This window comes from Vibrio sp. dhg, assembly GCF_003443775.1.
GTDB lineage: Bacteria > Pseudomonadota > Gammaproteobacteria > Enterobacterales > Vibrionaceae > Vibrio > Vibrio natriegens.
This window is the reverse complement of sequence record NZ_CP028943.1, coordinates 3,049,498-3,062,918: the sequence shown is the minus strand read 5'-3', so window position 1 is coordinate 3,062,918 and position 13,421 is coordinate 3,049,498. Positions and strand designations below refer to the sequence as shown.

The following is a 13,421-nucleotide window of genomic DNA, read 5'->3' as shown; positions in this document are numbered from 1 at the left end:
CATTAGCAAGGTGTTGGCAAGAACTCTTTTCAACTTTAGTCGGGGCATAAAAATCAAAAAACGCCCGTAGAATGGGCGCTTAAGGCAATTGTAAGAGAATTTTAGTATGTTAACGTGGTGTTAAATTAGCCTAAGGTCTAATGCGAAATGACATATTTCACTAATTATTTTTGCTGGCGTTATCTTTTCTTCATTTGTTTCATGAAACCTATACTCATTGCTACAAGTTATTTGTTTACATAAAGTTTTCGTTTCAACTAAAGCATTGAGACACGATAAGGGGTTAGACTAACGGTCTTAGTACGTTGACCATAACTTTTATATTAGGGAGAGTGGAATGGACGCAAACACCATCAATAGCTTTTTTCTCGTCGGTGCATTGCTGATTGCACTGAGCGTTCTTCTAAGCCCTGTGTCCTCTAAACTGGGTATTCCTATTCTTCTCGTGTTTCTTGCGGTTGGTATGTTGGCCGGAGAAGATGGCTTAGGCGGAATATTATTTGATAATTACTCAATTGCTTATTTAGTCAGTAACTTAGCTTTAGCGATTATTCTGCTTGATGGTGGCATGAGAACACGAGTCGCGAGCTTCCGGGTGGCGTTGTGGCCTTCGGTGTCATTAGCCACGCTGGGTGTGGCAATGACGACGCTTTTAACCGGTTTGATGGCGACCTGGCTGTTTGATCTGGACTTACTGCAAGGGATTCTTGTGGGCGCTATCGTGGGCTCTACCGATGCTGCTGCGGTGTTTTCACTACTGAAAGGGCGCAGTCTCAATGAGCGTGTCGGCTCAACGCTGGAAATCGAATCCGGTACCAACGATCCGATGGCGGTATTTCTCACCGTTACCTTAATTGCTATTTTGTCGAGCTCAGGTGCGGAGTTAAGTGTCGGCTTTTTAGCACTGAGCTTTGTGAAGCAGTTTGGCATTGGTGCATTGCTTGGTATTGCTGGTGGCTGGTTGTTATGGAAGATCATAAACCGCAATCAGCTACCGGATGGCTTGTACTCCATTCTGACCGTCAGTGGTGGTCTGCTGATTTTTGCCTTATCGAATACATTCGGTGGTAGCGGCATTCTGTCCATTTACCTAGTCGGTCTGTTATTAGGTAATCGCCCTACGCGCAGCCGTCACTCGATTCTTCATGTGCTGGACGGAATGACATGGTTGGCCCAGATAGGCATGTTCCTCGTGCTTGGTTTGCTGGTCACGCCTTCGAATCTGTTGTCGATAGCCTTGCCGGGGCTGGCACTCGCCTTTGGTATGATTCTGTTTGCTCGTCCAATTTCAGTGTGGGTAGGCTTACTGCCATTCAAAAGTTTTACGCCGCGCGAAAAGTGGTTTGTTTCCTGGGTGGGGTTGCGTGGTGCCGTGCCGATCATTTTGGCGGTGTTCCCGATGATGGCAGGCCTTCCTGATGCACAGCTTTATTTCAACCTCGCGTTCTTCGTTGTTATGGTCTCGCTGATTGTTCAGGGAGGCACATTGACTAAAGCAATGTCGCTAGCCAAAGTAGAACTGCCTCCAAAACCGGAGCCAATATCGCGAATTGGTGTCGAGGTTTATCCTACCAGTGAGTGGGAGCTATTTATCTATCGATTGAAAGCAGACAAATGGTGTATCGGGGAGCCATTACGTAGCTTGTCTATGCCGGAAGGCACGCGTATTGCGGCGGTCTTTCGCCATCAGGAATTGATGCACCCATCTGGAAGTACCAAGCTGGAAGAAGATGATACTTTGTGTGTCTTTGCTCAAGAGAAAGATTTAGATGCGTTGAGCCTGTTGTTTAGTGAAGCTCCAGAAAAAGCATCAATGACTCGTTTCTTTGGTGATTTCTTTTTGGATATTGAAGTCAGACTGGCCGATGTTGCCATGATGTATGGTTTGGATCTTGGCGAGGAAGCGCTGGGTATTACACTGAGAACCTTGGTGGAAGAACAACTGGGAACAGCCCCTGTACTGGGTGACCAGTTTGAATGGCAAGGGCTGCATTGGATTATTGCTGATGTAGTCGATCAGCAAGTGACCAAAGTAGGCTTACGCTTGCCTACTGAACAAGAGGAACTGACGGAAGAATAAACCTTAGTTGTTCATTTCCGTTAACATGATGACAGCTTGAGTGCGGTTCTTCACGCCCAGCTTGCGGAAAATCGCCGTCATGTGCGCTTTGATGGTGGCTTCTGATACATTCAGCTCATAAGCGATTTGTTTGTTCAGCAAGCCATCTGACAACATCCCCAACACTTTGTATTGCTGCGGCGTCAACGTGGCAATCTTCTCTGCCAAGTCACTACATGCAGCATTATTGGTAATCAGACCTTCAGGGAAGTACGGGTCGCCGTTAAGCACCTGATTGATAGCATTAACGAGTTCACGCATATCGCTTGATTTAGGAATGAAGCCGAAAGCGCCGTGACTTTTAACCTGAGTTACGATAGCAGGCTCTTCACTGGCTGAAACGACAACTACTGGTAAGTCAGGGTATTCAGCACGCAGGTGAATCAGGCCCGACATACCATTTGCGCCAGGCATCTTGAGATCCAATAGCACTAAGTCTGGCTCCTCTTCCCTCTCCAATAACGCAAGTAAGGCATCGAGTGAGTCAGCTTCGAGAAGATTGGCACCACTCACCGCCATGTGTACCGATTGGAACAAAGCATTACGGAAGAGAGGGTGATCATCAGCAATGATGATGGTGTAGGTCGAATCCATGACGTTAAACACTTTTGACTATTTGGTTAAATTTATTATTGTCCAGCTTTGAGATTGTGGACAATATTTATTCGCTAAAAGTCTGAACCAAATCGACTTTTATTAGAGAAAATGCATATAACCCTCATTTTATTTTTTTGTTTTGTGCAATAAAAACGCCAGTAGAAAATTACTGGCGTTTGAATTTGTCTGATTAGAACTGATTGATGTGCTCTAAGAAAGGTTCTGCCTGCATGAAACCCGTTAAACGAGCGTTTGAAACGTGTTCTCCTTTACTGTTCCAAAACTCAATCGTTGGTAGGCCAAGGACGTTCATACGCTTGAGTAATTCAATATCCTGAACCTGATTTTTGGTCACATCCGCTTGCAGTAGCACAAAATCTCGCAACTTTTCTTCGACTTTTGGCGAATGGAAGGTGTACTTCTCAAACTCCTTACAGGCCACACACCAGTCGGCATAAAAATCGAGCATGACCGGTTTACCTGCCGCTTTTGCTAACGCCAGTTGTTCTTCTAGCTCTGCGACATTCGCTATCCGCGTGAAACTGACACTGGCTTGTTGAGCATGAGTTTCGTTGTTACCAAACCAATAATTCAGCGCAGGTTGTGCGGAAGCGAATAATCCAAGTACGGCGATAATCCCAACGGCACTCTGTTTCCAGCCGCCAAACTCGAGGCTGTTTTTCACATGATATAGCCAGCCAAAAGCAGCCACACCCAACACAGACCAAAGTAACGTTGACCACATTTCAGGTAACAGGCGTTCAAGCAGGAAGATAGGGGCTGCGAGCAGAATGAACCCGAATAGCGTTTTAACCCGACCCATCCAGTTACCCGCTTTAGGCAGCAGTTTATTGCCGAAGACCGCAACCAGAATCAGAGGAATCCCCATCCCCATGGCCAGAGCGTACAGAGCAACACCACCGGTTAGCAGATCGCCACTTTGCGCGACGTAAAGCAGCGCACCAGAGAGCGGCGCAGTGGTGCATGGTGAGCATACCAAACCGGAAATGGCACCCATCACAAACACGCCAGTACCGCTGCCACCGTGCTGTTTGTTACTTAGATTATTGAGCCAGGTTTGCACGCTGCTTGGGAGTTGCAGCGAATACAGGCCAAACATCGACATTGCCAACGCGATGAATAAGACACTCAGACCGATGAGTACATACGGGTGCTGCATCGCCGCTTGGAACTGCATACCAGCAGAGGCAACGACCAGACCAAGCAGGGTATAAGTCAGCGCCATACCTTGTACGTAAATAAACGACAAGCCAAGTGCACGTCGTTGGCTGAGTTTCCCGCTACCAAGCACAATGCTGGTCAGGATCGGGTACATAGGCAGTATACAAGGAGTAAAAGCAAGGCCGACACCTAAAGCTAAGAACAGCAATGGTGTCCACCAGCTTTCAGCCAGGTTTGCCGCCAGACTGTCTTGCTGCGTAACAGGCGCTGTTGGCGCTGTGTTTGTTACTTTTGGCGTGGCTTGTGCAGTTTGTTTTTGGGTTGGCTGTTGTGGTGCAGTGGCAGCTGCGGAACCTGTCGGTGACGTAAATGCGTTGATAGGAATAACACGGGTTTCTGGTGGGTAGCAGAAACCTGCAGAGGCGCAGCCTTGATACTGGACGATAACACGTGCACCTTCCTGCCAATTTGAAAGCGGAACATTGACAAATAGCGGCATGGTATAGATATGCACCTCTCCAAAGAACTCATCTTTGTGTGGTGTCCCACGCTCCATGTCTAACTCACCAAGCGTGACATTCTCTCCGGATACCGACAAACGTTCTTGATACAGGTAGTAGCCGTCACGTACCTGCCAGTCGAGCATCAGCTTGTCATCTTGCTGATAAAAATTAAACGGAAACGCTTGATCAACAGGAACAAAGCTGTCGCTGCTGTTACCGAAGTTGTTGTTCTGACTATTGTTAAACTGGTCCTTGCCGAATAAGGCTAAAGAAGGCGCAGAAAAGGTAATCAACCCTAAGAGTAATACGGAAAGTAATGCACGCATAAAATGTTCAATTCGTCTTAGCTAATTGCCGTAAGTGTAACTCAATCAGACCTGCTGACTAACCGATAAGTTTCATCAAAGTGAAGATTTGTTAATCAATACGTTCAAATCCTGGCAATAAAAAAGGGAGCCGAAGCTCCCCGAGTAAGACTCTGTTTCTGCTAGATCAGCAGGCCACCGAAGATGAAGCCTAATGTAACCGCTGACGCGATGGTTGCGACACCTGGTAGGAAGAATGGGTGGTTGAACACGTACTTACCAATACGTGTTGAGCCAGTATCATCCATCTCAACCGCGGCAAGTAGCGTTGGGTAAGTTGGCAGTACGAACAGCGCACTTACCGCCGCGAATGATGCAACCGCAGTCAGTGGTGCGACACCAATCGCTAATGCTGCAGGCATCAGTGCAACAGTCGTTGCGCCTTGTGAGTAAAGCAGCATAGAAGCGAAGAAGAGCACCAATGCAAGCATCCATGGGTAGTCTGCTAGAAGTGCACCAGCTACTTCTTTAATGCCATCAACGTGCGCGTTCACGAATGTAGAGCCTAGCCATGCAACACCAAGTACACAAACACACGCTGTCATACCAGAACGGAATGTTGCTGCCGCTGGGATTTTGCTCGAGTCGATCTTACAGCTCATTACGATCGCTGCTGCTGCCGCAAGCATGACTGTCATGATCGCTTCGTTACGACCCAGTGCTGGGTTCTCGATAAGACCCACAGAGCCAGAGATTGCCGCTGCGTAGCACACTACGAAGGCGATAGCGCCAAGGAAGATAAACGTAGCTTTCTTCGCTGTTGGTAGAATCTCGCGTTTTTCTTCAGTATTGAGTTTGATGAGGCCATTTTCCAGACGATGTTGATATTCAGGATCGTCTTTTAGTTCACTGCCCATGAAGTTCGCAATGAACGCACCGACCATACAAGCGATGAATGTGGTTGGAATACACACAGCGAGTAGAGTGAGGTAATCGACGCCAAATGGAGCAAGCATGGCTGCGAAAGCGACCACAGCCGCAGAGATTGGAGATGCTGTGATGGCGATTTGCGATGCGACAACGGCGATAGACAAAGGACGGGAAGGACGAACGCCCTGACCTTTAGCCACTTCGGCAATTACTGGCAAAGTAGAGAAAGCGGTGTGACCAGTACCCGCCATTAGTGTCATTATGTATGTCACGATTGGCGCATAGAAGGTGATGCGTTCAGGGTGTTTACGCAAAAAGTTTTCGGCAACTTGCACCATCCAGTCCAGACCACCTGCAACTTGCATTGCTGCAATAGCGGTAATCACTGACATGATGATCAAAATTACATCAACAGGGATGTAAGCCTGGCTAGTAGGAACGCCTAGGATTAAAGACAATGCAATGACACCTGCACCACCGGCAAAACCGATGCCGATACCGCCGATTCTCGCTCCCAAATAGATAAAGAGCAGAACCACGAAGAGTTCGACCATGACCATTATAGATACCTCTTTAGTTTGTATAGATTCTGATTTTTTGAACACTCAGGAACAGGAGTAAATGTTCAGAGAATCAGAGCCCAAGAGCTATGGCATTAAAAAGCTTAGAAAAAGTGTGGGTAACCGTACGGAACCCTAAAAAGGGGCCTTATAGGCCCCTATGGAAGATGACTTACTCGTAGCGTTTCGCTTTGTAAGTTGGATGCATGAAGTTTTCAACAGTTAAGATTTCGTCAAGTTCTTCTTCTGTTAGCAGACCGCGCTCTAGCACGACTTCACGAACACTCTTACCGGTTTCCGCACAAATCTTACCGACGATGTCGCCTTCATGGTGACCGATGTATGGGTTCAGGTAGGTTACGATACCGATGGAGTTGTATACGTAGTTTTCACAGACTTCTTTGTTCACTGTGATGCCATCGATACATTTGTCACGCAGGTTGATACACGCATTTTGCAGTAGTGAGATGGACTCAAACATGCTTTGCGCGATCACTGGTTCCATTACGTTTAGCTGTAGCTGGCCGCCTTCTGCTGCGAAAGATACCGTGTTGTCGTTACCCAGTACTTTAAAGCACACTTGGTTTACAACTTCAGGGATAACAGGGTTCACTTTCGCTGGCATGATAGAAGAGCCGGCTTGCATTTCAGGAAGGTTAAGTTCATTCAGACCAGCACGTGGACCAGATGAAAGCAGACGCAGGTCGTTACAAATCTTAGACAGTTTCACTGCCAGACGTTTTAGGGCACTGTGTGTCATCACGTAAGCACCACAGTCTGACGTCGCTTCGATAAGGTCTTCTGCAGGAACTACGTCCAGACCTGTTACTTCAGCCAGGTGTTTTACCGACAGAGCCTGGTAACCGGTTGGTGTGTTCAGGCCCGTACCGATAGCGGTCGCGCCCAAGTTAATTTCTAGAAGTAGTTTTGACGTGTAGTCCAGAGCACGAATTTCTTCGTTTAATGTTACCGCCCAAGCGTGGAACTCTTGACCAACCGTCATTGGTACCGCGTCTTGTAGCTGAGTACGGCCCATTTTAAGCACATCTTTGAACTCAATTGCTTTAAGTTCGAATGCGCCTTTCAGGTATTCAATCGCTTCCATCAACTTGTGTACGCTGTTGTAAACCGCAATACGGAAGCCGGTAGGGTAAGCACAGTTAGTTGACTGACTTTTGTTGACGTGATCATTCGGGTTGACGAATTCGTACTGGCCTTTCTCTTTGCCCATGATTTCAAGAGCAACGTTGGCGATTACTTCATTGGTGTTCATGTTGACAGAAGTGCCAGCGCCACCTTGGAATACGTCTGAAGGGAATTGATCCATGCACTTGCCTGTTTCCAGGATCAAATCACATGCTTCGATGATGTAGTTCGCAACATCTTTTGGAATCGCGCCAAGTTCTTTGTTTGCCAACGCTGCGGCTTTCTTGGTCATTACCATACCACGTACAAATTCAGGTACGTCAGAAATGGTTACGTTAGAGATGTTGAAGTTTTCGATGGCACGTAGAGTATGAATACCGTAGTACGCATCTGCAGGGACATGACGTTGACCTAATAGATCTTCTTCAATACGAGTGGCTGAGTTAACTGCTTTTTGAGCATCAGATAGAGTAGCCATAACAGGATCCTTAGATGATAATTCTAATAATATGGTTGAGTATTAGCCTATTCTGCAATCTAGAATCCATTCATCAGAATTTTGGGCTGGAAAATCCGTCCTGACTTATGTGGCACATCATACTTTACCTAGCACATAAAAATAGTAACTAGATCACCTTTTTGGTTTTTAATGCGTCAATAGTTTGCAAAGTATGAACAGGTTATTGCCTTACGTTTCAGGGCAGTGTTTCTACTGTTCATGTTTGTGATTATGGCTATCTGATTCGTGCCAATGGAAAGGCATCTTTTACTTCATCAACAAGTGCTGAACACGCTTTTTTACAACGATTCGTTTGAGCTTGGTTAGCTTTTACCATTACACTGAATTAAACAAAGGAGGGCGTGTGTTTCCTATCTTATTATTGGCGTTTATTTTTGTTCCGATCATTGAAATCGGCTTGTTTATTCAGGTGGGCGGGTTTTTAGGCCTCTGGCCGACCATTGCGTTGGTGCTCATCACCGCGTTTGTTGGGGCGTCACTCGTGCGTAGTCAGGGTATTCAAACACTGATGTCAGTTCAGGGGCGTCTTGAGCAAGGTGAAATTCCTGCTCAGCAGATTTTTGAAGGTGTCATGCTGGCTGTAGCTGGCGTGCTGCTGTTAACTCCGGGCTTTATGACGGATGCACTTGGTATGTTGGTATTGTTGCCTGCGCCTAGAGCTGCGATTGCAAAATACCTGATGAGTAAAATGGTGGTGAAAACGGTCCACGGTGGTGGCTTCCACAGCGGTTTTTCTGGGCAGCAGGGGCCATTTGACGAAGATCCATTCCGTCGTGGTCCATTCGATTCTCGCTCGGATAATGGCAATACCTTCGAAGGTGAATACGAGCGTAAAGACGACGATGACGATCGTAATGACAGAAATAAGCTTAACTGATCAATTGTCAGTTCCAGCAGAAGACAAAAGGGCGCATCTGGCGCCCTTTTTTGTCACTATAATTCAGCGATTATTGAGCACCTTCAAAGCCCATCTGACGCCATGCTTCAAATGCAATAATGGCGACGGCATTCGACAAGTTCAGGCTGCGGGCATCTGGCATCATTGGAATACGAATACGTTGCTCCATAGGCAGGCTTTCAATCACTTCCGCAGGCAAACCACGGGTCTCCGGACCGAAAAGCAGCACGTCACCGGCTTGATACTGAGCATCTACATGGTGACCTGTCGTTTTGGTTGTACAAGCGAACAGACGGTAGTTACCTTGCTTCTCTTCCTCTAAATAGTCTAAGAATTCCTGATAGTTTTTATGACGTGTTACTCGAGCCAAGTCATGATAATCCAAGCCTGCACGGCGCACTTTTTTCTCTTCCAGATCGAAACCCAGTGGCTCAATCAAATGAAGGTTTGCACCGCAGTTGGCACAAAGTCGAATGATGTTGCCGGTGTTCGGCGCGATTTCTGGTTCGTATAAAGCGATATCAAACATGGTATAGAAATAGAGTTAGTCAAAAGAGAGAGGCAGTATATACCGTAGCTACGACTGGGGTATACACCCAAGTACTGGCATAGCTACACATGCGACATCAAAGGAAAGTGAGTCGCCATTGAACCGTGTTGAGAAAAAGTAAACCCTCCTGAGACGGAGGGTTTACCTGGTCAGTTGAATGGTGTGAGCTTTGACTACAAACTCAAAGGCAATGTTATCGTCATGCGCAATCCACCCAGTGGGCTGCGGCTAGCGACAATCGTTCCGCTGTGCTGACGAATGGCACTTTCGGTGATCGTCAGCCCTAATCCTGTTCCGCCAGAGTGACGATCACGAGCGGTAGAGACTCGGTAGAATGGTCGGAAGATGGCTTCCAGCTCGGCATCTGGCACTCCTTCACCGTTATCATCTACGGTGATGTGCAGAGTGTTACCTTGCGTTTCTAGATTAATTTCAACCTGATCTTTCCCGTAGTAAATGGCGTTGCGAATGATGTTCTCCACAGCGCTCATTAGCAACTTAGGGTTGCCGGAAATACTGCCTTTAGGTAGCGGGGAGTAACGCAATTGTTTACCCATTTGTTCCGCTTCAAATTGAGTGTCCTCAATGATCTCTTCCCACAAACTTTGAATCGGTTGAGTTTCGCGTGTCATGTGGCTATTCGCCTGCATTCGAGACAGTTCCAGTAGCTCACTGATCATTTGCTCAAGCCGCTGAGCTTCGGTATCAATCCTTGTTAGCTCTGGGCTTTCGCCTTGTTTGCGTGTCGCTAAAGCATTGGCCATTCTCAGGCGAGTCAGTGGTGAACGCAGTTCATGAGAGATATCGGAGAGCAGGCGTTGCTGACCGGATATCATCTGATTTACCGCTTCGACCATCTGGTTGAAACTGCTGCCCGCCTGACGGAACTCTGAAGTCCCTTTCTCCAGATTAGGGTCTGTGACAAACTCCCCTTTGGCTACGCGCTGTGCGGCGGCTTCGAGTCGACGTGCAGGCTGACTCAATGCCCATGCCAACCAAAGTAGCAAAGGTGTACTCGCCAGCATGACGGCAAGTAATAACTGAACAGGGTGATCAAACAGTCTCAGCAGCAGTGGCGGTGGCTCATTCCATTTAAAGCCGACGTACATTAAAAGGTCAGAACCGGCTAATGTAATTGGCACAGGCCCGGCGACCATGTATCGGCCATAGAGCTTTTGTTTCGGTTGGTTATTGTCTTCGATGATGGAAACAAAGTTTTGCATCGCCCGCATTTGAAAGTTGTTGCGGTGGTCAGTGGTTAATATTTTGCCGTTATAGTCAGAAAAGAACATCCGTGGCCGAGGGGCGTTTTTATTTTGGCGACGTCCCTCAATGCTAAATAGAATGCGGCCAAGGTCAGTTTCTTTACTGTATTGATTCTGAATGTCGTCACGCACTTCTAGCATGCGCTGATAAGGCGCACTTGGAATATCACGCGCTTTACGTGGATCCAGATGCGGTAGTGATAGCACAGCGATTAACACCAACAACATGGTGAACCAGAAGATGGCAAATATGCGTCCATACAAGCTGTTAATATTTGGCAGTTTGATGCGTGATATTTGGCTCATTAATCTTCCTCAAGCAACATATAGCCTCGGCCACGCAAGGTTTTGATACGTGGCTTACCATTACTTTGGTCGGGCAGTTTTTTGCGTAAGTTGGAGACGTGCATATCAATCGCGCGGTCAAAAGCGGCGAGTCGCTTGCCAAGCACATCTAGGCTCAGGGTTTCTTTCGTCAGTACTTGCCCAGGGTGTTGTACAAAGTGTGTGAGCAAAGCAAATTCTGTTGCCGTTAAATCAAGCAGCAGCTGATCGCAGTAAGCCTCCTGCTTGCCTGGATAAAGGCGAAGCTCTTGATACTCAATGCAGTCACCGCTTTTACTGTCCTTTTGAGTTGCACTGGTACGGCGTAAAATGGCGCGAATGCGGGCCAGTAGCTCTCTGTCACTAAAGGGTTTTGGTAAGTAATCGTCTGCCCCTAGTTCTAAGCCAATCACTCGGTCGATTTCTTCGCCTTTGGCTGTCAGCATTAATACGGGAGTTTCCCAGTTTTCACGCAAGCGCTTTAATGTTTCCATGCCGTTGAGCTTAGGCATCATGACATCCAGCAAAATCAAATCAATTTCACTTGTCACGGCAGCTAAACCTGCTTCTCCATCATTCGCTTCACTGACTTCAAATCCTTCGAAGCTGAGTACTTCTTTTAACAGGCTAGTTAGCTCTATATCGTCATCAATCAAAAGAATGTTTGCCATTTAGGGACCTACCATCAATTACCTTTTATTTAATATTACATTGGAATGATGGGTGACGAAGAGTATAAAAATCACTCTTTACGAATCTTTACGCTCTCTATACGTCACTTTACCTAGCGCGTCCTATTCTATACTCAAGCGCTGGGAGAACAGCCCAGAAGAAGCAATCAGATGTATGAGGAATCAAATTATGAAATCTGCAAAAAAAATTGTGTTAGCTGCCGTTGTTCTACCACTTACTCTTGGTGCTGCAGGTGCCTTCGCCTACGGTGGTAAAGACCAGCAAAAAGGTCCTCGCGACGAATGTGGCCCTGGAATGGACCGAGGAATTATGCGCCAAATGGATCTGACTGACGCGCAAAAAGAGCAATTACAATCATTTCGTGACGCTAATCGTGCGGAGATGAAAGGTAAAAATGCGGCAGAACGTGATGCTCGTCGAGCGGAGCGCCAAGCTTACCACGCAAAAATGCAGGCTCTTGTGCTGGCGGATAACTTTGATGAAGCTCAAGCGAATGCGTTAGCCAAAGAAATGGTAGAAAAACAAACTGAACGCCGTGTAAAAATGCTGGAGAAAAAACACCAAATGTTGAGTGTACTGACTCCTGAGCAAAAAGCAGAGTTTGTGAAGTTGCAAAATGAACGTATGCAACAGTGTGGTGAAAGAATGCAAAAACGCATGACTAAACCAAGCAGCAACTAACCGACACAACGAAATAATCTTAAGAGGCAGCCCTGGCTGCCTCTTTTTGATCTGGCTATTTCATACTCATTAAATAATTATCGAGGTATACTTTGGTTATGGTTTGAGTTAACTCTTTGATTATGAAACATCAATACGCACGCTTAGTGACGACAGCAGCCTGGACTGCAACAATCACGGCAACGCTTCTTTTACTGGTTAAGGTCATCACTTGGTGGGTGACAGGTTCGGTCAGCCTATTAGCCTCTCTTATTGACTCTATGCTGGACATTGCCGCATCGGTGGTGAATTTAGTCGTGGTTCGTTATGCCTTGCAGCCAGCAGACAGGGAACATACTTTTGGCCACGGCAAGGCGGAGTCATTAGCTGCCCTTGCGCAAGCCATGTTTATCTCCGGCTCCGCGGTATTCTTGATCCTTAATGGGGTTGAGCGTTTCTTCCGCCCTCAGGCTCTGCATACTCCTGAACTCGGCGTTTATGTCTCGTTGTTTGCTATTGTCGTTACACTTGGTTTGGTGACGTTTCAGAAACACGTAGTGCGAGTGACAGGCAGCCAAGCCATTGCAGCCGACTCACTTCACTATCAGACTGACCTTTATATGAATGCGGCCATTATGGTCGCGCTCGGGTTAAGTTATTTTGGTGTCACGCAAGCGGATGCGGTGTTTGCGATTGGTATTGGCGTGTTCATTCTTTACAGTGCTTTCAAAATGGTGAATGAAGCGACGCAGACTTTATTGGACAGAAAACTGCCTGATACCGAATTAGAGGAAATTCACACTCAGTGCTTGAGCGTGAAAGGGGTGAGAGGTGTTCATCAGTTACGAACACGGATGTCCGGGCCGACACGTTTTATTCAGTTACATCTCGAGTTAGATGATGACTTACGTTTAATCGAAGCCCATTATATAGCTGATAAAGTGGAAGAAAACCTCTTGTCTGTCTTTCCTGAAGCGGATGTGTTGATCCACCAAGATCCGATATCTGTCATTTATGGACCAGAGAAAGAACAGAAAGAGCAAGATTGGTAGAGCTCGAAAAATACAAAAGCGTCTGACGACAAATAGGCGCTTATTGTCTATCTTTCCATCAATACGCTTTAAGAATCCTGATACTGATGTGAATCAACGAAGTTGATAGTAGAAGCT

General features: G+C 46.8%; 11 protein-coding genes. 4 read left to right on the top strand and 7 right to left on the bottom strand.

From position 1 onward, the window contains the following. The first annotated feature begins 337 nt into the window (after positions 1-337). Positions 338-2,080: a potassium/proton antiporter gene (locus DBX26_RS14310; RefSeq protein ID WP_020336216.1), complete on the top strand. Its 1,743-nt coding sequence runs from the start codon at positions 338-340 to the stop codon at positions 2,078-2,080. Positions 2,081-2,083: 3 nt separating this feature from the next. Here the strand turns inward: DBX26_RS14310 and DBX26_RS14305 are convergent, their stop codons facing one another. The 4 genes from DBX26_RS14305 to aspA form a co-directional block, all read right to left on the bottom strand. After that, a complete protein-coding gene (locus DBX26_RS14305; RefSeq protein ID WP_014233248.1) occupies positions 2,084-2,713 on the bottom strand; it encodes a response regulator transcription factor in 630 nt (209 codons plus the stop codon). Positions 2,714-2,906: 193 nt separating this feature from the next. Continuing rightward, complete coding sequence (locus tag DBX26_RS14300; RefSeq protein WP_118119550.1) at positions 2,907-4,727, bottom strand: protein-disulfide reductase DsbD; 1,821 nt, start codon at positions 4,725-4,727, stop codon at positions 2,907-2,909. A gap of 161 nt (positions 4,728-4,888) precedes the next feature. After that, positions 4,889-6,196, bottom strand: a complete 1,308-nt coding sequence (locus DBX26_RS14295) for an anaerobic C4-dicarboxylate transporter (RefSeq protein ID WP_014233246.1) — start codon at positions 6,194-6,196, stop codon at positions 4,889-4,891. Positions 6,197-6,368: 172 nt separating this feature from the next. Then, entirely contained in the window at positions 6,369-7,820 is a 1,452-nt protein-coding gene (gene aspA, locus DBX26_RS14290) for an aspartate ammonia-lyase (protein WP_020336214.1), read from the bottom strand. A gap of 385 nt (positions 7,821-8,205) precedes the next feature. Here aspA and DBX26_RS14285 point away from each other — a divergent pair, with 385 nt between their 5' ends. Beyond that, entirely contained in the window at positions 8,206-8,739 is a 534-nt protein-coding gene (locus DBX26_RS14285) for an FxsA family protein (protein ID WP_020336212.1), read from the top strand. 70 nt (positions 8,740-8,809) lie between these two features. On the opposite strand, the gene trmL is transcribed toward DBX26_RS14285, so the two are convergent. The 3 genes from trmL to DBX26_RS14270 form a co-directional block, all read right to left on the bottom strand. Then, positions 8,810-9,289, bottom strand: coding sequence for a tRNA (uridine(34)/cytosine(34)/5-carboxymethylaminomethyluridine(34)-2'-O)-methyltransferase TrmL (gene trmL, locus DBX26_RS14280; protein ID WP_118119548.1), 480 nt, complete (start codon positions 9,287-9,289; stop codon positions 8,810-8,812). A 194-nt stretch (positions 9,290-9,483) separates the two neighbouring features. After that, entirely contained in the window at positions 9,484-10,881 is a 1,398-nt protein-coding gene (cpxA, locus tag DBX26_RS14275; protein WP_118119545.1) for an envelope stress sensor histidine kinase CpxA, read from the bottom strand. Continuing rightward, a complete protein-coding gene (locus DBX26_RS14270) occupies positions 10,881-11,570 on the bottom strand; it encodes a response regulator (protein ID WP_014233241.1) in 690 nt (229 codons plus the stop codon). Before DBX26_RS14270 ends, cpxA begins: the two co-directional genes overlap by 1 nt. A 190-nt stretch (positions 11,571-11,760) precedes the next feature. On the opposite strand from DBX26_RS14270, the gene DBX26_RS14265 reads away from it, so the two are divergent. Then, a complete protein-coding gene (locus tag DBX26_RS14265; RefSeq protein WP_014233240.1) occupies positions 11,761-12,273 on the top strand; it encodes a CpxP family protein in 513 nt (170 codons plus the stop codon). 122 nt (positions 12,274-12,395) lie between these two features. After that, positions 12,396-13,304 (top strand): CDF family cation-efflux transporter FieF, encoded by a 909-nt coding sequence (gene fieF, locus DBX26_RS14260; RefSeq protein WP_014233239.1) that lies wholly within the window; start codon positions 12,396-12,398, stop codon positions 13,302-13,304. Positions 13,305-13,421: the final 117 nt, after the last annotated feature.